Source organism: Rhizobium acidisoli, from assembly GCF_002531755.2.
Lineage (GTDB): Bacteria > Pseudomonadota > Alphaproteobacteria > Rhizobiales > Rhizobiaceae > Rhizobium > Rhizobium acidisoli.
In genome coordinates, this window is record NZ_CP034998.1 from 185,386 (window position 1) to 210,104 (window position 24,719).

Consider the following 24,719-nt stretch of genomic DNA (forward strand, 5'->3'; position numbering starts at 1 on the left):
ACGTGATCCGCATGCAAATGCGGGATCCCGGCGGCGTGCGGAGACGGCAAATTGCAGTCCCGGGATTTTTTTGAACGGAGACTGTCATGCGCCTGAACCACCTCGATTTTCACGTACCCGATATCGCTGCGACGGCGGATTTCTTCATCCGCCATTTCGGCCTGCGGCTGAAGGATATGCGCGGCAATCATGGCCTTGCGATCCTGGAAGACGATGCCGGCCTCGAAATCGTCCTCAGCCACGCCATCGCCAAGTTCGGCACTGCTGACCAGGTCGAACTGCAGCGCCAAACCTATCATATCGGCTTCATCCTGCCTGATAGGGCGGATGTCGATAGGGTTCATGCCGGGCTTGTTGCTGACCGTGCGGCGCTCTCCGGCCCGCCGGCCGCTATGCGCGGCGGCTGGCTGTTCTATTGCACGGCGCCGGGGAATATCCTGGTCGAGGTGGGGTGGCGGCCGGGTTAGACGAGATCCGAAAAGGAAGGGCGGCGACCGCCGCTTGCCCCTCATCCGGCTGCCGCCACCTTCTCCCCGCTAGCGGGGCGAAGGGGAAAAGCGGCAACCTCTCCGTTCCTCGCTAACCTCGCGCATGGCACGTCCCCTCGCCCCGTTTACGGGGAGAGGGTTAGGGTGAGGGGCAGGCTTCGGGCGCGAACTGAACGGCCGTGCCTCAGAACTCCGTCCAGTCACCATCCTGGCCTTTCGGCGCGCTGTTGGTTGCGCCGAAGGCGTTGGCGAGCGTCTGGCCGAGGGCGCGGGCCGGTGAGGCGGTTGGGCGGGCGGTGCCTGCCCGGGCGACGCGGACCGCGGGGGCCTTGGCCACTGGGCGCGCGGCGGCGCGTGGGGCGGCTGCCGGCGGTCGGGTAGAGGAGATCGGTGCGGCAGCGGCGAAGCCGCCGGTGCCGGTCAGCCTGAACTGGCCGAGCAGGTTGTTCAGCGCTGTCGCTTCCGTCGCCAGGCTGTGGCTGGCGGCTGTGGACTGCTCGACCATGGCGGCGTTCTGCTGCGTGCCCTGATCCATGGTGTTGACGGCGGTGTTGATCTCCTGCAGCCCGATCGACTGTTCGCGCGAGGCTTCGGCGATGGCGTGGACGTGCTGGTTGATTTCCTGCACCTCCTGGACGATCGAATCGAGTGCCTTGCCGGTTTCGCCGACCAGCGAAACGCCGGTCTGCACATGCGTGCCGGAATTGGTGATCAGGTCCTTGATTTCCTTGGCCGCCTTGGCGGAACGCTGGGCGAGTTCGCGCACTTCCTGGGCAACGACGGCAAAGCCCTTGCCGGCTTCGCCGGCACGGGCGGCTTCGACGCCGGCATTCAGCGCCAGAAGGTTGGTCTGGAAGGCGATATCGTCGATGACGCCGATGATGTTGGAGATTTCGCCCGAGGATTTTTCGATCTGCTGCATGGCGGAGACGGCCTTGCGGACGATCTCGCCGGATTTTTCGGCGCCGAGGCGGGTGCGGGCGACGAGCTGGCTTGCCTCTTCGGCGCGCTTGGCGGCGTCGCGCACCGTCGTGGTGATCTCTTCCAGTGCGGCCGCCGTCTCTTCGACGGAGGCCGACTGCTGTTCCGTCCGCCGGGAAAGCTCGTCTGCGGAAGAGCGGATCTCGTTGGCGCCGGCACCGATCGCCCGGGCATTGGCGCCGACTGTATGCAGGGCCTCGTTGAGCTTCTCGACCGAATTGTTGAAATCCTCGCGCAGCGCATCGAGATGGGCGACGAAGGGCTGGTCGATATGCGAGGCGAGATCGCCGGCGGCAAGGCGGCGCAGGCCGTCGCCGAGCGCGGTCACGGCGCCTTCAAGCTCCGCTGCTTCGCGGGTCCGCTGCGCCTCGCGTTCGCGGCGCTCGCCGTCGCTGAGGTTGCGGTCGGCTTCGGCACGCGCCTCGATCCGGCCACGCTCGATCGCGTTGTCGCGGAAGATCGACACGGCCTTGGCCATCTGGCCGACTTCGTCGCCGCGGTCGAGCCCGCCGACCTCGCTTGCGGTGTCGCCCTCGGCAAGCCGTGTCATGCGCAGGTTGAGCCGCGTCATCGGGCCGGCAATGCCCATCTGGGCGACGACCACGCTGAAGCCGACGGCGGCGAGCACGGCAATGCCGATCAGAACGAGGCAGAAGACGATCCGCCCGTTGACCGAAGCCGAAAGCGCGTCGCCACCGTCGTTGAGCATCGCCATCATCGCATCATTGTTGGCGATCATCTTCGGCGTCAGCGCATTGAGCTTGGCATTGATCAGGGCAACATTCGCCTGCGCCCCGGCGCTGTCCTTGGCTTTGCTCTGCTCGATGATCTTGTTCGCCAGCGTTTCGATCTCATCGATGCCGGCCTGAATTTCGTCGATCGCCTGTTTGCGGCTCGGCACCAGCGCCAACGCATCCTTCATCCGCTCGCGGGCCTGCGGCAGTTTGCTCGGCGTGGCGAGCGTCGTCTGGAATGCCGGCGTATCCGGCTTCATGTCGGCAAGCAGGCTTACCTGCAGCACCGAGGCCACCACCGAGGCGCTGGCGCGCGCGCTCTGCATCGAGGCCAGCGCTTCATGATCGATGAAGGCGCTGTAGGCGGCATCCGCACGGCGGAACTCGGCGATGACATAGACCAGCCCGGCCATCGTGATCAGCCCCAGCAGCGCCACGACCGATATGATTTTCGTGCGGATTTTCAGATGCTTCAACATGGAAATGTTACCCGGTTGACCGGGCGTCGCACGCCCGGTTCTTTGAAATCAATTGTTGCAAACAGAGCGCTGCGTCGGTGTCGCGGCTCAGGGATTATTGCGGGGTTGACGCATGCATCATGCAATCGGCCGGCGGGTCCGTGTCGTCGTCATAAATAGAGGCGATATTCTTTAATTCCGCGCTAACGGCGGCGCAGACACACCCATAATTTTAGGGAGGCAAGAGGTTGGCGCCAACGCTCATGAGAGCCTCATCCTGAGGTGCCCCGCAGGGGCCTCGAAGGACGGGGCGGGCGTTCCTGCGTGATGCAAGGCGCGATGTTGGAGCGCGTCCTTCGAGGCTTCGGCCTTTGGCCTGCGCGCCTCAGCAACCGTGTTGTTGCGGCTCGCTCCAGGGTGTGTGTCTTTTGAGGATAGTGTTGATCATGATGATGAGTTTTCGCATGGCGGCGACGAGGGCGACCTTGGGCGGTTTACCGGCGTCGCGCAGCCTTTTGTAGAAGGCCTTGATGGCCGGGCTGCAGCGGATGGCCGAGAGCGTTGCCATGTAGAGGGCGCATCGGACGGTGGCGCGGCCGCCGGCGATGTGGCGCTGGCCACGCCAGGCGCCGCTGTCGTGGGCCATCGGTGCGACGCCGACGAGGGCGGCGAGTTTCTTGTCGTCGATGCCGCCGAGTTCGGGCAGTTCGGCGATGAGCACGGCGGCGCCGACCTCGCCGATGCCGGGCACGGTCAGCAGCAGGTCGCGGCGTGCGGCCATGTCGGGCTCGGCCTCGATGGCGAGCGCGATGGCGGCATCGACGCGGGCGAGCTGGGCCTTGAGGGCGGCGAGTGTCTCGCCGATCAGCACGGCGACGGCTTGCGGGGCATGTTCGAGGCGGTTCTTCTCGGCGACTGCCATGTCGATGAGCTGGCGGCGACGGGTGACGAGGGCAGCAAGCGCGATGCGGCCGTCGTCGATATGGGGGATCTGTGCCGGCCGCATCGCTCTGGCGAAGTGGAGAATGACGCGGGCATCGACCTGATCGGTCTTGGCCAGCCGGCCGCTGGCCCTGGCGAAATCGCGGATCTGGCGGGGATTGACGACGGCGACCGGACTATCGGCGGCCATCAGCGCCCTGACGGTCGCCATCTCGTAACCGCCGGTGGCCTCGACGACAACAAGCTCTGCGCCGGCCACCGCCGCCGCGAGTGCGGCTCGGCCTGCTGCATCATTGTCGAAGCGGACAACGGTGCGTTTGCCTTCGACGGCCACGTCGAGATGGGCCTTCGAGACATCGATACCGACCATGAAAGTTCTGGGGGCATGCATGGGGTGCTCCTCCTTGCAACGCGGGCTCAAGGCCCAACCAACCGTTCGAGCGAAGACATGGCGACGGAGATGCTCGCTGAGGCGCGAGTTCAAAACCCTAGGATGACACGCATCCCCGCCGCACAGCCGCATTATACAGCAACGGCAACGTACAAGGATGAGGAAGGATGCCGCGCCCAAAAAGTCTTGGAGGATGCCGCCCCCTGCTCTGAGGCCGATGCGTTTGCAACGGTCATGCTCACCCCACCATATTCCCCGCCGGCCATGACTCTGTTACATCTTTCCGACCCCGCGATGCTTCGCCCTCAACCCCGAGACCAAGATCACGATGACGCAATCCAAGCTGGCATCCCTGACTCTCAAAGGGTTTTTCGCGTTCGGGCTGCTGCTGGCGGCGCTGTTGTCGAGCTTTGCCGCATCCGCCCAGCAGGCAACACCGTCGCTGCCGCTGCTTTTCGATGCGCGTGAACGTCTGGCGAGGCCTGATCTCTCCTCGCTGGTCCGCTTGCGCTTCCTGACCTCGGTCGATTTTCCGCCCTTCAATTTTACCGATCAGAACGGCAAGCTTTCCGGTTTCAACGTCGATCTCGCCCGCGAAATCTGCAGTGAGCTGGAGATTTCCGACAAGTGCCAGATCCAGGCGATCCCCTTCGCCGATCTCAAGGATGCGCTCGCCGCCTCGCAGGGCGATGCCGTGATCGCCGGTCTTGCCGTGACGCCGGAGCTGCGCCGGCAATTCGTCTTCTCCCGGCCGTATCTGATGCTGCCGGCCCGCTTCGTGCGCAATCTCGCCGTGCCGCTCGACGGCAAGACGGCTGCCGCGCTTTCGGCGCACCCGGTCGGTGTGGTCAAAGGCACCGTGCACGAGGCGATGCTGGCCGCCTTCTTTCCGGCGATCAAGGCTCAGGCCTTCGACACCAAGGACGCTCTGCTTGCGGCACTGAAGGATCGCAAGGTCGATGCCGCCTTCGCCGATGCGCTGCAGCTTTCCTTCTGGGTCTCCTCGCCCGCCTCGGCCAAATGCTGCGCCCTGTTCGACGGGCCCTATCTCTCCGAGCATTTCCTCGGCGAGGGCATGACGATCATGCTGCGGCAGAAGGACAGCGTGCTGACGGCGGCCATCGACCACGCGCTCGCCACGCTGTCGCGCAACGGCCGCCTCCAGGAAATCTATCTGCGCTATTTTCCCTACGGGCTCTATTGAACCTTCGAGCTTATCCCTTGCGGAAGCGGGCAATGGCGCTGCGCTCGATGGCCGCGCAGGTGAGCTTGTCGAGACCGAGCCGGTCGCGCAGCAGGCTGAGCAGCCGCAGTTCCTCGGCTTTGACAGAGAGATCGGCGGAAGCGACTTCGACGGCCAGCGCATAGGCGGTGTCGTAGAGTTTTGCCGGCAGGGTGTCGCGCACGGTTTCGAGAACGACGTCGAGGCCCTCGGGCCCGGCCAGCAGCGAGGCGCAGTCGCGCGCCACCGAAATCAGCTTGTCGTCGTCGAAATCCCGGAAAACCGGCAGGAATCCGATCAGTTGTCCGATCCTTTCCATCTCCCGGTCGTTCATCGTGCTGTCGACGGCGGAGGCCATCACCATCACGTAGATCAGCGCATCATGGGCGGAAAGCGGCTTGTTCATCTCTGATTCCTTTTTCGATCAGCCCAGAGTGGGAATTGGCAGCCGGCATTACAAGGGATCGGCGCCCTGTCAAGACCGCCGGTCACCTCCGGCGCGGATCGTTGCCGTAAAGGCCTTTTCCGGCCTGCCTGGCCTTTTCGGCGGCCGATGCCAGCGGCGAACCCGCCGCTGCCTCAGCCCAGCCGTTTTCGGCAAGCCATGTGCCGAGATCCTGCGTGCCGAGCCGGCAGGCGGTGGTCGCCGTATCCTTCCATTCGGCGCTGTCGAGATCGCAGGCGATGCTGCGGTTGCGGAGCAGCTGGCGCAGCGCGGTCTTGGCCATCATGCCGCAGGGCCATTGCCGGCCCGTCGGCCCGCATATCTTGTCGGCCGGCGTCGGCACGATGCCGGCAAGCTGCAGCTTGCGCTCGCCGAAGGCGAGAAGGCCGGCATTTTCGACTGCCGGCCGCGCCAGTTCCATCGGCTTTTTCGCGGCTGGACTTGCCGTCTGCCCGGCGGCCGTCTCGGCTCGCTTCTCGCTCTCGGCGGGTTTGGGCACCGTGCCGTCGGCAGGCCCGGGGGAGGGCGCTGCCGGTTCCGTCGAGCGGACGATCACTTCAGCCCGGTCGTCCGAAATCGCAGCCGGTTCGCCGGCTTGCGCGGGCGGATCCGCCGCGGCCGCCGTCTCCTCGGCAGACACGGGCTCGTCCCCGGCCGTGCCGCCCCGCAGCCTTGCTTCACCCGCCATCAGCAGGCCGGCCACCACCACCATGCCTATGAGACCTGTGAAGACGGCGGCAGGGCGCATGGAATATCTTCCTATTGGCTGGCCCAGATGATGCGGGCGATCCAATCGACATCGGAAAGCTCGAGGGTGCGGTGGGGATGTTCGGGATTGAGCGACATCAGCTCGATCGAGCGCGGGCTTTGGCGCAGCAGCACCTTGGCCATCACCTCGCCCTCGCAGGTGCGCACGACGACGCGGTCGTTGCGGCGCACCTGCGCGCCGGGCTCGACGATCAGCACGTCGCCGTCGCGGTAGAGCGGCATCATGCTCTCGCCCTGCACCTCCAGCGCGTAGACGGCTGACTTCTGCGCCGGAGCCGCCGGAAATTCCACCACGTCCCAGCCCTGGCCGGCCGGAAAACCGCCATCGTCGAAGAAGCCGCCGGCGCCGGCCTGCGCAAAGCCGAGCAGCGGGATCGAGCTGCCCTGCGGCGGAAAGGTGCCGTCAGGCTGGCCGGCCGGCCGCTTGGAAAAACCGGCATCCGGCTGCAGGAAGGCAAGGAACTGCTCGACGCTCGCCCCGGTGGCATCGAGCACCTTGGCGATCGATTCCGTCGAGGGCCAGCGCAGCCGCCCGTCAGCGGATAGCCGTTTCGACTTGTTGAAGGATGTGGGGTCGAGCCCGGCGCGCCGCGCAAGACCGGATGGCGTCAGCTCGTGCCGCTCGGCAAGCCTGTCGATCGCTCCCCAGATCTGATCGTGTGACAGCATAGGCGCCCGATTCCGTGCGCGGCTCATCCGCGCGTCAGCCGGGCGGAATATTAACCGACCGTGCCGCCCGAGTAAAGGCAAAGGAGGAATAAAATCCTGTTATTGCAAGGGTTTCAGGCGACCATCGCCATGTTGATCTTGCCGAGCTGGATGACCGCCTGCGTCCGGCTGTCGACGTCGAGCTTCAAGAGGATCGCCGAGACATGCGCCTTGATCGTCGCCTCGGAGACGCCGAGTTCATAGGCGATCTGCTTGTTCAACAGCCCTTCGCCGAGCATGGTCAGCACCCGGCTCTGCTGCGGCGTCAGCGTATGCAGGCGGTGGATCAGGTCGGCGACATCGGGATCCTGCTCCTGGCCGCCGCGGTAGTTTTCCGGCGTGGCGATATCGCCGGCAAGCACCGTCTGGATGCTGCGGCGAATATCCTCGATGCCGGCGGATTTGGAAATGAAGCCGGAGGCGCCGAGTTCCAGCGCCCGGCGGATCGTCGTCGCATCGTCGGTTGCCGAGACGATGATGATCGGCAAGCTGGCGAATTCGGAGCGCAGCGCCATCAGGCCGGAAAAGCCGCTGACCCCGGGCATGGCGAGGTCGAGCAGCATCAGGTCGGCCTCCGCATGGGCGCCTGCCGCTTTGCGCGCCGCCGCGAAATCGCCGGCCTCGACGATCGCTTGGCGGCCTTCCATGCCGATGACGGCCTGGCGCAGCGCATCGCGAAACAGCGGATGATCGTCGGCAATGATGATGGTCTGTTCCTGCATCGAAAACTCCCTCCCAAGAGCCCGATCGTGCCCGCATGCGCCGCCGTCCCCTCCGAGCTCTGCATGCATGCCTAGTGATATGACTATATCAGATCAGGTTTTCTGCGGAAGGGGATTGGCGTTTTCCTCAGCCTGAAACTCCTTCACCATCCCCATGAAACTCTTCATCATCTTCTCCATGATGCTGATCGAGCGGTCGACCTCGGCATCGCTCGGCAGCGCCCGCTGGATGGGGCCGCCCTGTTCCAGCTTCGTCACCCGCTCGGACAGCCGGTCGAGTTCGTCCTCATAGGCCGCCCGCTCGTCGGCCGCCATCCGGCAGACGAGGGCGCCGTCCTTGTCTTGGCAGATCGACATCGCCCCGGTCTGCCGGTCGAGCCGGACGAAATGGTCGCCGCTCTTCTCCAGCTGGAACCGGCTTGCATCGGCCTCGGCCGCGGCGGCCCCAAACGGCAGGAGAAGAACGCCAAGTGTCAGAACCAAAATCTTCATCGTCTCATCCTCCGGAATTTGCTCTCGCTATTTAGTCCCCGTTTTTACGGCCGGGGCGTGGACATCGCCGCCTCTTTCCGGCAAAGCGCTGGTGACCGAGGATCAGCAATCGCGAGGCCATGATGAGCGTGACACCGACCCTTTACAAGATCGTGACGGAAACGCTCTGGCAGCAAGCCAGACAAACCGGCATTTTTCATGGCGCCGGCATCGATCTCAAGGATGGTTTCATCCATTTCTCGACGGCAGAGCAGGTGAAGCAGACCGCCGCGCTGCATTTTACCGGCCAGGCCGGCCTGCTGCTGATTGCCGTTAATGGCGGCCGCTTCGGTGACAAGCTGGTGTTCGAGCCCTCGCGCGGCGGCGATCTCTTCCCGCATCTCTATGCCGATCTGCCGCTTGAAGCGGTGCTCTGGGAAGCGCCGCTGCCGCTCGACCAGGCCGGCGCCCATATTTTCCCGGAGCTGCAGCCATGATCGATCCTTTCAAGCGTCTCGCCCGCAAGGGTCTGTTCCTCTTCGATCCGGAAACGGCGCATAGCATGTCGATTGCCGCGCTGAAATCCGGCCTGGTGCCCGCCTGCCAGATCACGCCCGATCCGCGCCTGCGCCAGACCGTCGCCGGCCTCACCTTCGAAAACCCGCTCGGCATGGCGGCAGGTTATGACAAGAATGCCGAGGTGCCGGAGGCGCTGCTGAAACTCGGTTTCGGCTTTACCGAGATCGGCACGGTGACGCCGAAGCCGCAAGCCGGCAATCCGCGCCCGCGCATCTTCCGCCTGGTCGAGGATGAAGCGGTCATCAACCGCCTCGGCTTCAACAATGAAGGCCATGAGGCCGCTTTCGCACGCCTCGCGGCGCTGAGCGGCAAGGGCATCGTCGGCGTCAATATCGGCGCCAACAAGGACAGCGAGGATCGCATCGCCGATTACGTCGCCGGCATCCGCCGCTTCCATTCCGTCGCGCGCTATTTCACCGCCAATATTTCCTCGCCGAACACGCCCGGCCTGCGTGACCTGCAGGCGCGTGAAAGCCTGGCGGCGCTGCTATCATCCGTGCTGGCGGCGCGCGACGAAGTGGCGGCGGCCTCGGGCCGCAAGGTCCCGGTCTTCCTGAAGATCGCCCCCGATCTGACTGAGGAAGGCATGGACGATATCGCGGCGGAAGCGCTTTCGCATGCGCTGGATGGCTTGATCGTCTCCAACACCACGCTGTCGCGCGACGGTCTCAAGGATCAGCGGCAGGCCAAGGAGACGGGCGGCCTCTCCGGCGTGCCGCTGTTCGAAAAGTCGACTTCGGTGCTTGCGAGAATGCGCAAGCGTGTCGGCGCCGCACTGCCGATCATCGGCGTCGGCGGCGTCTCCTCGGCCGAAACAGCGCTGGAGAAGATCAGGGCGGGCGCCGACCTCGTCCAGCTTTATTCCTGCATGGTCTATGAAGGCCCCGGTCTGCCCGGCGATATCGTCCGCGGCCTCTCCAAACTCATGGACCGCGAAAAGGCGGCCACGATCGGCGAGTTGCGTGACACCAGGCTGGATTACTGGGCGGCGCGAAAAGTCTGATCTGCCCGCGGCTTGACCAGCACCGCAAGGAAAAAGCCGCGGAAGAGCAGAAAGGCGTTCATAGCAAGCCACAGGCCGTGATTGCCGAAGAGCGGCACGAAGACGGCGAGCATCAGGAGATAGCCGGCAAAGGACATCAGCATCCGGTTGCGCATCTCGGCCGACCATGTGGCGCCGATGAAGACCCCGTCCATCAGGAAGGCGAGCGCGCCGGTCAACCCGGTCACCGCCGCCCAGGGCAGGTAGGCCGCTGCCGCCTGCCGCACCTCGGGTGAGGTCGTCAGCACCGAGATCAGCCAGGGACCGGCGAGGAAGAAGAAAGCAGAAACGATCGCCGCCAGGCCGAAGGACCACAGTATCGTCAGCTTTAGCCCGCGGTCGAAAGCCGGCCGGTAACGTGCGCCGATCGCCCGGCCGGTGATCTGCTCGGCGGCATTGGCAAGCCCGTCGAGATAATAGCTGGAGAGCAGGACGAAATTCATCAGCACGGCATTGGCGGCAAGGGTCACCGCGCCGAAGCTGGTGCCGATCCGCGTCATGATGGTGAAGGCGCCGATCAGCACGAAGGTGCGGATCAGGATGTCGCGGTTGAGCGCGAAAAGCTCGGCCAGCCGATGCCGCGAAAAGATCTCCGCCCATGCCGGCCGATCGGCCTCGGCAAAGCCGCTAAGCACGATGAAAAGCCCGGCAAGCGCGCCGGCCGTCTCGCCGGCCATCGTTCCCCAGGCAACCCCCGCCACGCCCCAGCCGAGCGTCAGGCCGAGATAGATCGACAACAGGATATTGATGCCGTTGATGACCGCCTGCAGCAGCAGCCCGATCTTGCCCTGTCCGCGCCCGAGCACGAAGCCGAGAATGGCGTAATTCGCAAGTGCTGCCGGTGCAGCGAGAATCCGGATCGAGAAATAGGTGCTGGTCGCCTCAGCGATTGCGCCTTCCGCGCCCATCAGCCGCAAGCCCGCCGCATTCAGCAGCGGCGAAAGACAGAGCAGCGCCAGCCCGCAGCCGAGCGCCGAAATCAGCGCCCTGGAGAAGACCGCCTGCTGCTCGTGCTGGTCGCGCCGGCCATAGGCCTGCGCCGTCAGCCCCGTGGTCGAGGCGCGCAGGAAATTGAAGCTGCCCATGATCAGATCGAACAGCATCGCGCCGATCGCCAGCCCCGCCAGCGCTTCCGGGTCGCCCATACGGCCGACGACGGCGGTGTTGGTCAGCCCGAGCATCGGCGTCGTCATGAAGCCGAGCGTCATCGGAATGGCGATCGACAGCACCAGCCGGTGCGTCACCTCGAAGGCGAACCTGTTATTGTGCGTATCCATCCATGGCCTGATATCGAGGCCGAATCGCCTCAGCTAGACAGCACCATGGCCCAATAGGGCAGGTTCCGGGAAGATGAATTGTGGGCGACGGCGACGCCGAGGCCGTCATAACGCCCGAGCATGTTTTCCAGATGATGCGGCGAGTTGATCCAGGCGGTCACCACCGCATCGACGCTCTGCTGGCCGGAGGCGATATTCTCCGCTGCCGGCAGCCGGACGCCGCTCGCCTTGACGCGGGCGCCGAAACTGTCGGTCAGCCCCATCAGATGCGCCATCTTGCCCGCACTCGCCATGCGTTTGGCCTGGAACAGCGCGGCCGTGCTCGCCGCCGGATCGACAGCGAGCGGCGGCAAGCCGTTCTTGGCTCTCAGCTGGTTGACCAGCGGCAGCACGCTCGCCGTTTCGTCCTCGCCGTTCGAAGGCGTGCCGGCAAGGCGCGGGGTGGTGGTGCAGCCGGCGATGCCGGCGGCAAGCGAAAGCCCGGAAAGGATGAGCAGGCTGCGCCTGGAAAGATCGATCGATGTCATGTTACCGGCGATAGCTGAAAAGGCGAAGGATGACGAAGAGCGGGATGACGATCGTCGCCCCGAGGAGGAGATAGTCGCCGACGCGCCCGAGCGCTGAAAAACCGCGATGCCAGATCTCCAGGATGAAGTCGCGGAACCCATAGATGATGTTCCACGGCGTCAGGCCGAACACGGTCATGACGAAACCGACGATCAGCGACACGACGACAAGCTTTATCAATGTGCGGGCGAGCGAATCGCCGAGGAACTTGTTCACCTGATCGGACATGCGCCATCTCCTGTTTGCCCTTGGAATAAGGTTGCGGCGTGTTGCCCGCAAGCCCTTTCGGGGATTGGCCGCTTCGCCTCTGAAATAGGACTTGAGTTTTTTTGTGGCCGCCGCCAGATGCGGGCCACGCAAAACTGTGCAGCGCAACGACATGCGTCAAATAAAGAGCCGATGATGCAGCCCCACCAGCTTTCCTCAGGCGACGTCATCGCCGACCGCCGCGCCGATTATGCCCGAATGCTCGAAGAGGGCGGCGAGCCGGAAGCGGCCGCCGAGCTGATGGAGCAGGCCCTGGAACTGGTGCCCGGCTGGGCCGCCGGCTGGTATCGGCTCGCCACCTATCGCGAAAAGGCGGGCAAGGGCGAGGCCGCGATCGAGGCCTATCGCAACACGCTTGCCCTTGATCCCGACGACATTTTCGGCGCCGCCCTCAAGCTCGCCGTTCTCGGCGACGGCGAGACACCCGACCGGCCGCCGAGCCGATATGTCGAGCGCCTGTTCGATGACTATGCCGACCGTTTCGAATCAGCGCTCGTCGAAAAACTCGATTACACTGTCCCGCAGAAGCTCGCAGCCCTCGTCGCATCCACCGGCAGGCATTACGAATGCGCCGTCGATCTCGGCTGCGGCACCGGCCTGCTCGGCCCGGAAATCCATGGCCGTGTAAGCCGCCTCGAAGGCTTCGACCTCTCGCAGAACATGCTGGCCAAGGCCGCCGAGAAGGGGGTCTATGATCACCTCGCCCAGGCCGATCTGTCGCTGTCGCCGGATCTCTCCAGCTTGTTTGCCGTTGCCGCGCGCCATCGCGCCGATCTGGTGACGGCCGCTGATGTGCTGATGTATCTCGGCAATCTCGAAAGCGTCTTTGCCATCATCGAAGACCTCGCCGCATCAGGCGCCGATATCGCCTTTTCCGTCGAAGATGCGGGGGATAGCGGGGTCTTCCACCTCGCGCCGTCGCTGCGTTATGCCCATTCGGAAGCCTATGTGAGACTGCTGCTTGCCCGCCACGGCCTCGACATCCTGAAGATCGTCAAGACGGTCATTCGCAAAGATGGCGGCAAACCGGTTGCCGGCATTCTGTTCCTTACGCGCAAAGCCGCGTGAGCGAACATTTCTTGCGATGTTTTTATAGGTCAGCATTGCTTACCTATTTTGCTTGATCCGCGCGCGGAAAGGCCCGATACTGCACCGCATCGGCAGCGAGCCCAGCAAAACACCAAGGCGCTCGAGCTCATTTCATGACCAAAACTTCCGCCGCGCCGGGGCTTCCCGGCGTGTCCCTGAACTCGTCTGCCGTGGAGACTGGCGACATGACACAGCGCATCAATGCCCTTGGCTTCTGGAATACCAGCGCGACGCGCCATGCCCCGATCGAAGACGTGCAGGGCATATTCTCCGGCAGCCTCGTCGCCGCACTCGGCCTCTACGTGCTCGCCAGCGCCGGGCTTTTGACCGGCAGCACCGCCGGTGTGGCCTTCCTTCTGCATTATGCCTTCGGCGTCAATTTCGGCCTTGCCTTCTTCCTGCTCAACCTGCCGTTCTTCTGGCTCTCCTGGAAGCGTCTCGGCATGGCTTTCACCATCAAGACCTTTGTCGCCATCGGCCTGACCTCGGTGCTATCAGACGTGCAGTCGCGCTTCTTTTCCATTTCGAGCATCCATCCAGCCTGGGCCGCCCTTCTCGGCGGCCTGCTGCTCGGCTTCGGCGTGCTGGCGCTCTATCGCCACCGCGCCAGCCTCGGCGGCGTCGGCATTCTCGGCGTCTACCTGCAGGAGCGTTTCGGCATCCGCGCCGGCCTCGTCCAGCTCGCCATCGACCTCTGCGTGCTCGCCGCCGCCTTCTTCGTCACCACGCCGCCGGTGGTCTTCTATTCCGTCCTCGGCGCCGTCGTCCTCAACCTCTTCGTCGCCATCAACCACCGCGCCGACAGGTATATCGCGCTGTAAGGCAGCGGGTGCCTAACCTTACAAATCTGTAACCCATTCTAAACAAACCGTAACTTGCCTCTGCTCCATCCCGGCGCGACACTTCTTCCCGCGCCGGATTTGATGAGGTGAGTTATGTCAGATTTGGAAAAGCTTGTGAGACGCCGCATGCAGGAAGAATACGCCAAAGGTGCTTCCGCAGAGGAAATCGCGAAAGTCGTCCGCGATCTCTTCAACAGCATCGACCTTTCGGGCTCATCGCCTGACGCCGTTGCCGTACGAGCCACTCCGAATTACGAGTGACCTTATATTCAACCGACCCGAATTTTTCGGGTCGGTCGCCGGGATGCCATCATGAAGGCGCCCGGAGCGCAGATGAGTGGGTTGAGAAGCCCACGTAAAAATCGCAGCCGCGCCCCGATTCCTCGCTGTTCTTGCTCCACAAATCACCCCACACTCCGTCCTCCTCGGGCTTGACCCGAGAATCCACGCCGCCCACCAGGGGGCCATGGATTCCAGGCTCAAGGCCTGGAATGACGGAGGTTGGGGCGGGGTTTCGCCAAATCCGCTGCCGACGCGCTTGACGGTCCGGCGGCTAGGGGGCTGAGCAGAGAGGGCCGAAGGAGCAATGACACTTTCCCTCCCGCCGTCCGTTGCTGAGTTTGCCACTGGGCTCACCCCACCCTCCGTCCTCCTCGGGCTTGACCCGAGGATCCACGCCGCCCCCACCAGCGGGGCCATGGATCCCAGGCTCGAGGCCTGGGATGACGGAGGTTGGGGGCTGTTTTGCCAAACTCGCCGTTGATGCAGCGGATGACACATCGCACTTCCTGGTTCAACGCGGTGCCGTGTGGCCCCGACGTTTGCCGTGGCATTGGCCTCAAGCCGCCTTGACGGCAGCATCGATCGGATGCTGCGAGCGGAAGCCGACGGCAAGCCGGTTCCAGATATTGATCGCGCCGATCGCCACGGTGATCTTGGTCATCTCCTCCTCGGAGAAATGTGCCTTCAGCGCCTCGTAATCGGCATCCGGTGCACCTGACTTGGCAAGGTTCGTCACCGCATCGACCCAGCCGAGCAGGGCCCGTTCGCGGGCGTCATAGATCGGCGATTCCCGCCAGACGCACATCAGGTTGATCCACTGCTCGCTCAGCCCATCATGGCGAGCTTCCTTCACATGCATGTCGACGCAATAAGCGCAGCCGTTGATCTGCGAGGCGCGCAGCTTGATCAGGTGGATGAAGCGGCGCTCCAGCCCGGAAGACTGGACGTACTGCTCGAGTGCGGCGACTGCCTTGTAGGCATCGGGAGCGGCTTTGGCGAAGTTGAAACGCGGTTGCATGGTCTTCTCCTTTGTTGTGGCTCAGCGAGCCGTCTTGCGTTCATGGATTTCCAGGAAGGCGCAGCCGCGGGCTGCGATCGATCCGTCGTCGATAGCGGTCAATTCGATGCCGAGATCGGCAATGCTGGTCTTGGCCAATTCGGCCCGATAGACCCGTTCGGCTCGGAGCATCGCCGCGCTGATGTTGCAGGGCTTGGCGAAGAGCCGGTCGGAGACCGGGTTCGGCCCGCGCTGGCGGATTTCGGCGCAGCGGAAAGCCGGCGCCGGCCCTTCGACGGCGAGCAGGATGTCGAGCAGCGAAATCTCTTCCGACGCCTTCGCCAGTCTATATCCGCCACGCGGCCCCGGCACGGTGTCGAGGATGCCGGCGCCCGAGAGCGCCTGCAGATGTTTCAGCAGATAGCTCGTCGACACGCCGTGGAATTCTGCCAGTGCCGCGGCCGAAAGCACGCCGCCTTCGGAGAGCCCGGCAAGCATCGCAACGCTGTGTATGGCCTGCTCGACGCCATCGCTCATCTTCATCGAAACAATCTCCTATCGTGGATAAAAAATATCCATGATTGTGCCGGTTGTCAAGACCTTCCCTGCTGCTTGCCGCTTGCCTTTATCGTGACGGCGGATAGAAACGGCAAAAGCCGACAGGGGAACATCATGGCAGCCAACGCCTTTACAGGCCTTTTGAATTCCAGCGCCGACCGCCATTCGCTGTTCGACGACGCCCAGGGCATCGTCGCCGGCAGCATGCTTGCCGTGCTCGGCGTCTCGCTGCTCTCCGGCGCAGGGCTGCTTGCCGGCGGCACGGCGGGTCTCGCCTTCCTCGCCCATTATGCGACCGGCTTCAGCTTCGGCCTCTGCTTCTTCGCCGTGAACCTGCCCTTTTATTATCTCGCCTTCCGCCGCATGGGCCCGGCCTTCACCATCAAGACCTTTGCCGCCATCGCGCTGACTTCGATCCTCTCCGAATTCGTCCCGGGCTTTATCGGCATTACGCATGTCAATCCGATCGCAGGCGCGCTCTTCGGCGGCCTCGTCATCGGCGCCGGCATGCTGGCGCTGTTCCGCCACCGCGCCAGCCTCGGCGGCATCGGCATTCTCGCCCTCTATATCCAGGATCGTCTCGGCTGGCGCGCCGGCCTGGTCCAGCTCGGCTTCGACTGCCTGATCCTGGCACTTTCCTTCCTGGTCGCCAGCCCCTCGATCATCGCCTGCTCCGTTCTCGGCGCCGTCGTCTTCAACCTCACGCTTGCCATCAACCACCGCAAGGACCGCTATATCGCCGTTTAAATCAGGCAAGCAGCGCATGATGTCGCCCGAAAACCGCTCACACTTTTCGGCATCATGCGCGTAAGGCGCCGGCCGCTCTTCTTTTTCCCCAAGCTTTGACTACCTTCAGGATGTGGACCAGATCGATTCCGAAGCCCGCGCTTTGCTGCCTGCCGCCTTTACCCGCTGGTTTGCGGAAAAGGGCTGGCGGCCGCGCGCCCATCAGCTGGAACTGCTTGCCCGTGCCGAGGCCGGCGAAAGCACGCTGCTGATTGCTCCCACAGGCGCCGGCAAGACGCTTGCCGGTTTTCTGCCGTCGCTGACCGACCTCACCCGCCGCGGCAGGATTCCGCCTGGCTCCGCCTTCACCGGCATTCACACGCTCTACGTCTCGCCGCTGAAAGCGCTGGCGATCGACATCGAGCGCAATCTGATGAAACCGGTCGAGGAGATGGGCCTGCCGGTCACCGTCGAAAACCGCACCGGCGATACGCCGAACGCCAAGCGCCAGCGCCAGAAGCTCAACCCGCCGGATATTCTGCTGACGACGCCCGAACAGGTCGCCCTGCTTCTGGCCAACCGCGAGGCCGAGCGCTTCTTCAAGGATCTGAAATATGTCGTCCTCGACGAGCTGCATTCGCTCGTCACCTCCAAGCGCGGCCATATGCTGTCGCTCGGCCTTGCCCGCCTGCGCAGGCTTGCTCCCGGCCTCCAGACCATCGGCCTGTCGGCGACCGTCGCCGAACCGATGGATCTGCAGAAATGGCTGGTCGCCCAACAGGAGGGCAGCGGGCAGGAGGGCAGGGAACACCATGCCGGTCTCGTCGTCGTCGAAGGCGGCGCCAAGCCCGATATCTCGATCCTGTCGACCGAAGAGCGTATTCCCTGGGCCGGCCATTCCGCCAAATATGCCATTCCCGACGTCTACAACCAGCTCGTCGACCACCAGACGACGCTGCTCTTCGTCAATACCCGCAGCCAGGCCGAAATGCTCTTCCAGGAACTCTGGACGATCAATGACGACAACCTGCCGATCGCCCTCCATCACGGCTCGCTCGATGTCGCCCAGCGCCGCAAGGTCGAGGCGGCGATGGCCGAAAACCGGCTGCGCGCCGTCGTCGCCACCTCGACGCTCGATCTCGGCATCGACTGGGGCGATGTCGATCTCGTCATCCATGTCGGTGCGCCGAAGGGCGCCTCGCGTCTTGCCCAGCGCATCGGCCGCGCCAATCACCGGATGGACGAGCCCTCGAAGGCGATCCTCGTGCCGGCCAATCGCTTCGAGGTGATGGAGTGCCAGGCGGCGCTCGACGCCAATTATATCGGCGCACAGGACACCCCGCCGGTCGGCCGCGGCGCACTCGACGTGCTCGCCCAGCACGTCCTCGGCATGGCCTGCGCCGAACCTTTCGACATGCTGGAACTCTACGATGAAATCATCAGCGCCTCGCCCTATGCCGATCTCAGCTGGGAGACCTTCGAGCGCATCGTCGATTTCGTCGCGACCGGCGGTTATGCGCTCCGCACCTATGAGCGTTACGCCCGCATCCGCAAGACCAAGGAAGGCCGCTGGCGCGTCTCCAATCCGGCCGTCGCCCAGCAATACCGCCTCAATCTCGGCACCATCGTCGAAAGCCCGATGCTGAACATCCGTATGGTCAAACGCGGCGAGGGCGGCCGGATCGGCCGCGGCGGCGCCACGCTGGGGAAGGTCGAGGAATATTTCCTCGAGCAATTGTCGCCGGGCGACACGTTTGTCTTCTCCGGCAAGGTGCTGCGCTTCGAGGGCATTCGCGAAAACGAATGCCTGGCCTCGCAGGCCTTTTCGCTCGATCCGAAAATCCCCTCCTACAATGGCGGCAAGTTTCCGCTGTCGACCTATCTCGCCGAGCAGGTGCGGGCGATGATCGCCGATCCCGACCGTTGGCGCCATCTGCCGGATCAGGTGCGCGACTGGCTGTCGCTGCAGGAGGACAAGTCGATGCTGCCGAAGCGCGACGAGTTCCTGATCGAAACCTTCCCGCGCGGCAGCCGCGGTTATATGGTCGCCTATCCCTTCGAAGGCCGTCTCGCCCATCAGACGCTCGGCATGCTGCTGACCCGCCGGCTGGAGCGGGCGGGCGCCAAACCGCTCGGCTTCGTCGCCACCGATTATTCGCTGGCCGTCTGGGGCCTCGAGGATATGGGGATGATGATCGCCAATGGCCGGCTCAGCCTCTCCGACCTCTTCGACGAGGACATGCTCGGCGACGATCTCGAAGCCTGGCTCGACGAATCCTTCCTGCTGAAGCGCACCTTCCGCAATTGCGCCGTGATTGCAGGCTTGATCGAGCGCCGCCATCCGGGCAAGGAAAAGAGCGGCCGGCAGATCACCGTCTCGGCCGATCTGATCTATGACGTGCTACGCAGCCACGAGCCGGATCACATCCTGTTGCAGGCGACGCGGCAGGATGCGGCGACGGGACTTTTGGATATTGGCCGCCTTGGCGATATGCTGAGGCGAATCAGGGGGCACATCACCCACCGCCCGCTCGACCATATTTCTCCGCTCGCCGTGCCGGTGATGCTGGAGATCGGACGCGAGGCGGTGCCGGGCGAGGCCCATGACGCGCTCTTGGCCGAAGCGGCCGACGATCTGATCGCCGAGGCGCTCGCCTGAAGAGACTGGGCCTGGAGATTGGGCCTGACGAGAATTGGAAACGACGATAGTGATGAACCGCCTGGCGCTGGCGCGCGACATATCCGGATTGGCTGCTATCCCCGGGATCGAGACATCGGTCCATGGCATTGCCGCCGTCTGCGATCCGCTTGGCGCTCTCTATCTGCCGGATGCCGGCCTGCTCGTCGTCTCCGACCTGCATCTGGAAAAAGGTGCCGCCTTCGCCCGCCGCGGCATGATGCTGCCGCCCTATGATACGCTGGCGACGCTCACCGTGCTCGCCGCCGTTATATCCCGCTATGATCCGAAGCTCATCGTTTCGCTCGGCGACAATTTCCATGACCGCATCGGCTCCAAACATCTGCCGGAGAATTTTCGGGCGTTGATCGTCGCCATGGCCCGCGGCCGCGAATGGATCTGGGTCAACGGCAATCACGATCCCGACGGCGTCGTCGATCTGCCCGGCGCCTCGGTCGACGAGATGCATTATGCCGGCCTGACCTTCCGCCACGAGCCGCGGAACGGCTTGCAGAGCGGCGAAATCGCCGGCCATCTGCACCCGTCGGCGACGGTGCGCCGCCGCGAAAGATCCATCCGCCGCCCCTGTTTTGCCACCGACGGCGCCCGCCTGCTGATGCCCGCCTTCGGCGTCATGAGCGGCGGCCTCGATCTCGGCCATCAGGCGATGAAAGGCCTGTTCGACTGGGGGTCGCTGGTGGCGCATCTGTTGGGGCGGAATCGGATTTATTCGGTCAGGTATGGGAATTTGCGGGGGTAGCGCCTGTTGTCACGGAGAGGGCATGCCGTGTGGCACCCCCCTCTGCCCTGCCGGGCATCTCCCCCACAAGGAGGGAGATCGGCAAAAGGTCGGCTCGCCAGTCCCTCTCCGATGTCGTGCGGAACACCAGTTCGTCATTGCTTGGGGAAACCATCGCGCCCTGCCGATCTCCCCACCTGAGGGGGAGATGCCCGGCAGGGCAGAGGGGGCTTTCACGGCACACCCTTAAATCAATCACACTCCCGCAACTGCTGCTGATAGGTCCCTGCCATCCGCGCGAATTTCTGCGCCGTCTGCTGCAACTGCCCGTTCGAGCGCCAGTCGCCGCGCTTGTATCCCGTCGGGCCGGAATAATAGGCGAGGTAGAGATTATAGGCATCGTTCAGCGGAATGCCGGTCTCGGCGCTGTTCTGGGCGTGGTACCAGCCGATGAAATCGATCGCGTCGGCGAAGTTCGCCCGCCGTGCGGTCCAGTTCCCGGTCTGCGACTGATAATGGTCCCACGTCCCGTCGAGCGCCTGCGAATAGCCATAGGCGGTCGAAGGCCGGGTCCAGGGAATGAAGCCGAACAGTTTGATGCGCGGCGGCCGCGCATAGGGCTGGAAGCCGGATTCGGTGTACATCGTCGCCATCAGGATCGGCACCGGTACGCCGTATTTCTTCTCCGTCCGCTCGGCCGCACTCTGCCAGCTGGAGAAAAGCCCGTCGCGCTCGTCGAAGACGGCACAGATGTTCCGCGTCTGCTTCGGCGCCGTCGCGCAGCCGGCAAGCAGCGCGAGACCCACGGCGGTCAGAACGATACGAGTACGCATGACAAAATCTCTCGTTTCCGAGAGATTACTAACTCGTAAATGTTAAAAACCGGTTTTTAGTCGAATACGAAGTTTTCTGAAGGGCTGCCTGCGCCGGCCAGGGATGGATGCCGTCACGCAGCCAGACGACGCTATCGCGCCAGAAACCCTCGCAATGACGTGAATGGAACAGGCCGAAATGGCCGATCGCCTCGAAGCCGAGATCGGCGGGCTGCAGCAGCACTTCGTCGATCTCGGCGTTGCGGTAATAGGCAAGCGTGCGACGGATCGCCGGCACGGTTCCGAGTTCGTCGTCCGACATGGCGACGGCCAGGATGGGTGCGGTCACCGCAGCAAAACGCTTGAGCACCTCGTCCCGCTCCGCGGCCGGGTGGCTCATTTCCATGCGCGCCCGGCGAAAGCTCCATTCATGGGCGACGCCGGCCGGCAGATCCTCGAGCCAGCCGAGCCCTTTGCCGGGGAAATAGCCGAAGAGTGCCGTCAGCGCCGGCATGGCGACGTGCCATTTCATCAGCAGCCGCATGCGGCGCGCCGGCGCATAGTCGCGCCAATAGGCGTATTGGGCGCCCATCGTCAGCATGCGGTCGATCCGGCCGGCATGTTTCGAGAGGCCCGGCAGAAAACCGCCGATACTGTGGCCGACGATGTAAAGCGGCTGGTCCGCCCGTCCGTCGACGAACCGCAGCGCCGCGTCGAAGTCCTTTTCGCCCCACTCCCGCCACCGATAACCGCAGCCGCGGAGCCGCGACGGCCGCGAAAGCCCAATGCCGCGGTAGTCATAGGTCAGGACGTCGAAACCGTGAGCGGCGAGAAACTGGGCGTAACGGTGATAATAACGTGCAAGCACGCCGGTCGCGGGATTGATGATGACGCTGGCGTGAGCCTTCGCCCCGCCCGAGGTCCAAAGGTGGCCGCCGAGCATCACGCCGTCGCTGCATCGGATCTCCACCGGTGTATTCACCGCCGGCCGTTCATCTTGTTCTTCCGCAGGCGGCAGGTCAGCGCCTTCTGCCATGCTCCGTCTCCCCATGTTCGGGGACGATGATAGAGGCGCCATTTCCGCAGGAAAAGCCGAATGCGGCCCCAGATTGGGCCGCCGGCGTCATCAGATAGTCTAACACGCTACGCTTTCACGGGCTCGTAGCGCAGGATCGCCGCGCCGCCTTGTGTCGTTGAGGATTCGATGAGTTTCAGCGGCACCTGGCCCTCCGCAGGCTTGAAGAGTGGGTTGCCGCCGCCGAGGATGACGGGCACGACGCAGACCCCGATTTCATCGATAAGCCCCGCTTTCAGCAGGCTGTCGGCAAGCTCGGCACTGCCGAAGATGAAGATCGTCTTGCCGTCTTCCTGCTTCAGCCGCGTCAGTTCCGGGATCGGATCGCTGACGATGCGGGCATTGTTCCAGCCGGGCTCGGTCATCGTCCTCGACACGGCGATCTTGGCGATGCCGTTCATATAGGCCTTGATTGTGTCTTCGCTTTCGGCGGTCGGCCAGTAGGAGGCCATGCCCTCATAGGTCTTGCGGCCGAAGACCAGGAGATCGCCTTCCTCGCCGAATTGCTCGGCATAGTGCTGCAGCTCCGGCCCCCAGGCGAGATTGTGGAAGTCGATATCCCAGGGCTTGGTGCCTTCGAAATAGCCGTCGAGGGTCATCAGGTTCCAGACGATAAGCTTTCTCATGTCCATCCTCCTTGTGGATTGCGTTCGCTCCAACAAACAGATTGCGATTAGCAACTGGTTTAAGCTAGGATGACTGATGGCAAAATGCAAGCGGTTTTTCGCGAGAAAACAGGATCAGCTGCATCCGTGCCGCGTGCCATTCCGGGAGGAGATTTTCATGAATGCCGCGCCGGCGGCGGATCAGTCCTTGCGGAAGATCAGGCTGGCGCCCCAGCCGGTGATGAGGGCGAGCAGCACGGACGCGCAGCCGTAGAGGATCGGCTGACCATGGGCGGCGTCGGTGATCATCTGCTCGATGCCGGTCTTGATGACGCGTAGCGGCAGCGATTCCTCGGTCACCAGAATGCCGCTCTTGAACAGATAGGCGCGCACGGTGTGGACGCCGTTCGGGATGTTTGCCGGCAGGCGCAGGCTCGCCTTGAAGAGGTTGGAGGAAACGAAGCGCACGCCGCTCGGGTTGCGGTCGTAGAACCCGCCGCCCTGCTGCAGCCGCCGGAAGGCATCGCGGAATTCGCCGAGATTGCTGCCGTCGCCGACGAAGCCGACCGGCGTCAGCGGAATATGGTCGATGCCGATCCCCTGGTCGGTCAGTTCGAGCGGCGTCGTCAGGTCGTCGATCATCCGCGAACTCGACATCGAATAGGAATGCGGCACGGATTCGAAGGTCATCGAGCGCGTATTCACCCAGATGCCGAAGACGCGCTCCTTCTTGCGCACCGTCGCATCCTGTCGCGGGCCCTCCAGCACCACGACCACGTCATATTGGCCGATGGCAAGCAGCAGCTGGTCGGTATTCGACAGCGCCCCGAAGATGGTCAGATCGGCGCCGTGGAAATCCGAGGTGATGGCAATTTCGCTGGTCGACGTGCCGATCTCAAGCCCTTCACGCACCGCTTCGGTTGACTGCCCGGGCAGCCATTGCGCCCAGGCGGCCACCGGCAGCAGGCAAAACAATGTGAGGACGGCGGCAAGCAGGCGCATCAGTTGTGGGCTCCGATCACCACCGAATAGATGTCGGCCGGCGTCACCACCAGGGCGATCGCCAGACGCAGGCCGACGGCAAGCACCAGCAGGCCGAGCAGGGCGCGCAGCTGTTCGCCGCGCAGCTTCTGGCCGACGCGCACGCCGTATTGCGCGCCGATGACGCCCGCCACCATCAGGATGAAGGCGAGCACGATATCGACGGAAAAATTCGTCGCCGCCTGGACGATCGTCGTATAGGCGGTCACGAAGATGATCTGGAACAGCGACGTGCCGACGACGACATTGGTCGGGATGCGCAACAGATAGATCATCGCCGGCACCATGATGAAGCCGCCGCCGACGCCCATGATCGAGGTGAGGATGCCGATCGCAAAACCGAGCGCGACGATCGGAATAACGCTGAGAAAGATCTTCGACTTCTTGAAGCGCACCTTCAGCGGCAGTCTGTGCACCCAGTGCTGGTGGCCGGGTTTGCGCGGCGCCGGCGGCTCGTTGCGCGCCGCCCGCCGCATGGCATTGATGCTTTCGAGCAGCATCAGCCCGCCGACCGTGCCAAGGAAGATGACATACATCAGCGAGATGATCAGATCGAGCTGACCGATGGCGCGCAGTAGCGAGAAGATCCAGATGCCGACCGTGGCGCCGGTGAGGCCGCCGATCAAAAGCACAGTGCCGAGCTTGACGTCGAGCGTGCCGCGCCGGAAATGGGTGATCGCGCCGGAGATCGACGAGGCCACGACCTGGTTGGCGCCGGTGGCGACGGCAACGACCGGGGGAATATTGTAGAAGATCAGCAGCGGCGTGATCAGAAAGCCGCCGCCGACGCCGAACATTCCAGACAGGAACCCGACGGCCGCCCCCATGCCGAGAATGATGAAAATGTTCACCGACAATTCTGCGATGGGCAGATAGATTGTCACAACCGACCCCGAATGATGACCGCGCCTGCCGGGCGGTTTCTGTCATGTCCCCGTTCGAATGCGCACCATACTGTGAAATCGTTGCCAGAGGCTTTCGATCGGCCCTTGGATCGAGCGATGGAGATCGGTGGCAGAAGATTCGCCGGATGCGCGGATGGATATGTCCCGCATAATCCGGCTTTTTTCAGATTGCATGACGGGCGGGAGCAAAAAGTGGAGAAAGCCTTGCGGCATAGTGCCGCCAGGCTGGGATTGCTGACAAAGTCCGGCCGAGCCTTTGGATTTGCGACACAATGGCTGCCCACCCTAACCCCGCCGGGGACATGCCTT

27 protein-coding genes are annotated in these 24,719 nt (G+C 63.8%); 10 read left to right on the forward strand and 17 right to left on the reverse strand.

All coding sequences use genetic code 11. The features are described 5' to 3' along the window. Positions 1 to 86: 86 nt before the first annotated feature. On the forward strand, positions 87 to 467 hold the full coding sequence (locus CO657_RS00945) for a VOC family protein (RefSeq protein ID WP_054181951.1): 381 nt from the start codon (positions 87 to 89) through the stop codon (positions 465 to 467). A gap of 205 nt (positions 468 to 672) precedes the next feature. Here the strand turns inward: CO657_RS00945 and CO657_RS00955 are convergent, their stop codons facing one another. Next, on the reverse strand, positions 673 to 2,682 hold the full coding sequence (locus tag CO657_RS00955) for a methyl-accepting chemotaxis protein (RefSeq protein ID WP_054181950.1): 2,010 nt from the start codon (positions 2,680 to 2,682) through the stop codon (positions 673 to 675). A 364-nt stretch (positions 2,683 to 3,046) separates the two neighbouring features. Further along, complete coding sequence (locus tag CO657_RS00960; protein WP_012556863.1) at positions 3,047 to 3,994, reverse strand: IS110 family RNA-guided transposase; 948 nt, start codon at positions 3,992 to 3,994, stop codon at positions 3,047 to 3,049. A gap of 328 nt (positions 3,995 to 4,322) precedes the next feature. On the opposite strand from CO657_RS00960, the gene CO657_RS00970 reads away from it, so the two are divergent. Next, complete coding sequence (locus CO657_RS00970) at positions 4,323 to 5,198, forward strand: transporter substrate-binding domain-containing protein (RefSeq protein ID WP_054183801.1); 876 nt, start codon at positions 4,323 to 4,325, stop codon at positions 5,196 to 5,198. Between the two features lie 10 nt (positions 5,199 to 5,208). Here the strand turns inward: CO657_RS00970 and CO657_RS00975 are convergent, their stop codons facing one another. The 5 genes from CO657_RS00975 to CO657_RS00995 all read right to left on the reverse strand — a co-directional run bounded on the left by CO657_RS00975 (position 5,209) and on the right by CO657_RS00995 (position 8,351). Continuing rightward, the gene (locus CO657_RS00975) at positions 5,209 to 5,622 is read right to left on the reverse strand and encodes a tellurite resistance TerB family protein (RefSeq protein WP_003570543.1); all 414 of its coding nucleotides are present in this window, start codon (positions 5,620 to 5,622) and stop codon (positions 5,209 to 5,211) included. An 82-nt stretch (positions 5,623 to 5,704) separates the two neighbouring features. Then, positions 5,705 to 6,409, reverse strand: coding sequence for a thermonuclease family protein (locus tag CO657_RS00980; RefSeq protein WP_054183800.1), 705 nt, complete (start codon positions 6,407 to 6,409; stop codon positions 5,705 to 5,707). An 11-nt stretch (positions 6,410 to 6,420) separates the two neighbouring features. Then, positions 6,421 to 7,098, reverse strand: coding sequence for a S24 family peptidase (locus CO657_RS00985; protein WP_054183799.1), 678 nt, complete (start codon positions 7,096 to 7,098; stop codon positions 6,421 to 6,423). 113 nt (positions 7,099 to 7,211) lie between these two features. Then, positions 7,212 to 7,859, reverse strand: coding sequence for a response regulator (locus tag CO657_RS00990; protein WP_054183798.1), 648 nt, complete (start codon positions 7,857 to 7,859; stop codon positions 7,212 to 7,214). Positions 7,860 to 7,952: 93 nt separating this feature from the next. Further along, positions 7,953 to 8,351 (reverse strand): hypothetical protein, encoded by a 399-nt coding sequence (locus tag CO657_RS00995; RefSeq protein WP_003588756.1) that lies wholly within the window; start codon positions 8,349 to 8,351, stop codon positions 7,953 to 7,955. A 122-nt stretch (positions 8,352 to 8,473) separates the two neighbouring features. On the opposite strand from CO657_RS00995, the gene CO657_RS01000 reads away from it, so the two are divergent. Then, positions 8,474 to 8,827, forward strand: coding sequence for a DUF952 domain-containing protein (locus CO657_RS01000; RefSeq protein WP_003588754.1), 354 nt, complete (start codon positions 8,474 to 8,476; stop codon positions 8,825 to 8,827). After that, entirely contained in the window at positions 8,824 to 9,912 is a 1,089-nt protein-coding gene (locus tag CO657_RS01005) for a quinone-dependent dihydroorotate dehydrogenase (protein ID WP_054183797.1), read from the forward strand. The genes CO657_RS01000 and CO657_RS01005 overlap by 4 nt, the downstream gene beginning before the upstream one ends. Here CO657_RS01005 and CO657_RS01010 read toward each other — a convergent pair. From CO657_RS01010 to CO657_RS01020, 3 genes are read right to left on the reverse strand one after another with little or no spacing between them, the layout of a single operon-like run. After that, the gene (locus tag CO657_RS01010) at positions 9,888 to 11,228 is read right to left on the reverse strand and encodes an MATE family efflux transporter (RefSeq protein WP_054183796.1); all 1,341 of its coding nucleotides are present in this window, start codon (positions 11,226 to 11,228) and stop codon (positions 9,888 to 9,890) included. The two genes, CO657_RS01005 and CO657_RS01010, sit on opposite strands and share 25 nt — an antisense overlap. Before the next feature lie 29 nt (positions 11,229 to 11,257). Then, positions 11,258 to 11,755, reverse strand: a complete 498-nt coding sequence (locus tag CO657_RS01015) for a CAP domain-containing protein (RefSeq protein WP_003588749.1) — start codon at positions 11,753 to 11,755, stop codon at positions 11,258 to 11,260. A gap of 1 nt (position 11,756) precedes the next feature. Continuing rightward, a complete protein-coding gene (locus CO657_RS01020) occupies positions 11,757 to 12,023 on the reverse strand; it encodes a DUF6460 domain-containing protein (protein WP_054183795.1) in 267 nt (88 codons plus the stop codon). Positions 12,024 to 12,197: 174 nt separating this feature from the next. On the opposite strand from CO657_RS01020, the gene CO657_RS01025 reads away from it, so the two are divergent. From CO657_RS01025 to CO657_RS37890, 3 genes are all read left to right on the forward strand, one after another. Further along, complete coding sequence (locus tag CO657_RS01025) at positions 12,198 to 13,130, forward strand: class I SAM-dependent DNA methyltransferase (protein ID WP_054183809.1); 933 nt, start codon at positions 12,198 to 12,200, stop codon at positions 13,128 to 13,130. A gap of 206 nt (positions 13,131 to 13,336) precedes the next feature. Next, the gene (locus CO657_RS01030; RefSeq protein WP_054183794.1) at positions 13,337 to 13,972 is read left to right on the forward strand and encodes a YitT family protein; all 636 of its coding nucleotides are present in this window, start codon (positions 13,337 to 13,339) and stop codon (positions 13,970 to 13,972) included. A gap of 147 nt (positions 13,973 to 14,119) precedes the next feature. After that, on the forward strand, positions 14,120 to 14,254 hold the full coding sequence (locus CO657_RS37890) for a hypothetical protein (protein ID WP_281025588.1): 135 nt from the start codon (positions 14,120 to 14,122) through the stop codon (positions 14,252 to 14,254). Positions 14,255 to 14,831: 577 nt separating this feature from the next. Here CO657_RS37890 and CO657_RS01035 read toward each other — a convergent pair. Together CO657_RS01035 and CO657_RS01040 are read right to left on the reverse strand one after the other, a co-directional pair. Further along, positions 14,832 to 15,293 carry a carboxymuconolactone decarboxylase family protein gene (locus tag CO657_RS01035; RefSeq protein WP_003588739.1) on the reverse strand — a complete coding sequence of 154 codons (462 nt, stop codon included), beginning with the start codon at positions 15,291 to 15,293 and terminating at the stop codon, positions 14,832 to 14,834. A gap of 21 nt (positions 15,294 to 15,314) precedes the next feature. Next, positions 15,315 to 15,815 (reverse strand): RrF2 family transcriptional regulator, encoded by a 501-nt coding sequence (locus CO657_RS01040; protein ID WP_003588737.1) that lies wholly within the window; start codon positions 15,813 to 15,815, stop codon positions 15,315 to 15,317. A gap of 129 nt (positions 15,816 to 15,944) precedes the next feature. Between CO657_RS01040 and CO657_RS01045 the strand changes: the two genes are divergently transcribed. From CO657_RS01045 to pdeM, 3 genes are all read left to right on the forward strand, one after another. Then, entirely contained in the window at positions 15,945 to 16,577 is a 633-nt protein-coding gene (locus tag CO657_RS01045; RefSeq protein ID WP_054183793.1) for a YitT family protein, read from the forward strand. A 112-nt stretch (positions 16,578 to 16,689) separates the two neighbouring features. Continuing rightward, a complete protein-coding gene (locus tag CO657_RS01050; RefSeq protein WP_054183792.1) occupies positions 16,690 to 19,215 on the forward strand; it encodes a ligase-associated DNA damage response DEXH box helicase in 2,526 nt (841 codons plus the stop codon). A 52-nt stretch (positions 19,216 to 19,267) separates the two neighbouring features. Next, positions 19,268 to 19,993 (forward strand): ligase-associated DNA damage response endonuclease PdeM, encoded by a 726-nt coding sequence (gene pdeM, locus CO657_RS01055; protein ID WP_054183791.1) that lies wholly within the window; start codon positions 19,268 to 19,270, stop codon positions 19,991 to 19,993. A 230-nt stretch (positions 19,994 to 20,223) separates the two neighbouring features. Here pdeM and CO657_RS01065 read toward each other — a convergent pair whose 3' ends face one another. From CO657_RS01065 to CO657_RS01085, 5 genes are all read right to left on the reverse strand, one after another. Next, on the reverse strand, positions 20,224 to 20,805 hold the full coding sequence (locus CO657_RS01065) for a transglycosylase SLT domain-containing protein (protein ID WP_054183790.1): 582 nt from the start codon (positions 20,803 to 20,805) through the stop codon (positions 20,224 to 20,226). A 28-nt stretch (positions 20,806 to 20,833) separates the two neighbouring features. Further along, positions 20,834 to 21,820, reverse strand: a complete 987-nt coding sequence (locus tag CO657_RS01070; protein WP_054183789.1) for an alpha/beta hydrolase family protein — start codon at positions 21,818 to 21,820, stop codon at positions 20,834 to 20,836. A gap of 107 nt (positions 21,821 to 21,927) precedes the next feature. After that, entirely contained in the window at positions 21,928 to 22,485 is a 558-nt protein-coding gene (locus CO657_RS01075; RefSeq protein WP_054183788.1) for a dihydrofolate reductase family protein, read from the reverse strand. Between the two features lie 180 nt (positions 22,486 to 22,665). After that, a complete protein-coding gene (locus CO657_RS01080; protein ID WP_054183787.1) occupies positions 22,666 to 23,466 on the reverse strand; it encodes a TIGR02186 family protein in 801 nt (266 codons plus the stop codon). Beyond that, a complete protein-coding gene (locus CO657_RS01085; protein WP_054183786.1) occupies positions 23,466 to 24,389 on the reverse strand; it encodes a sulfite exporter TauE/SafE family protein in 924 nt (307 codons plus the stop codon). Before CO657_RS01085 ends, CO657_RS01080 begins: the two co-directional genes overlap by 1 nt. Positions 24,390 to 24,719 lie beyond the last annotated feature (330 nt).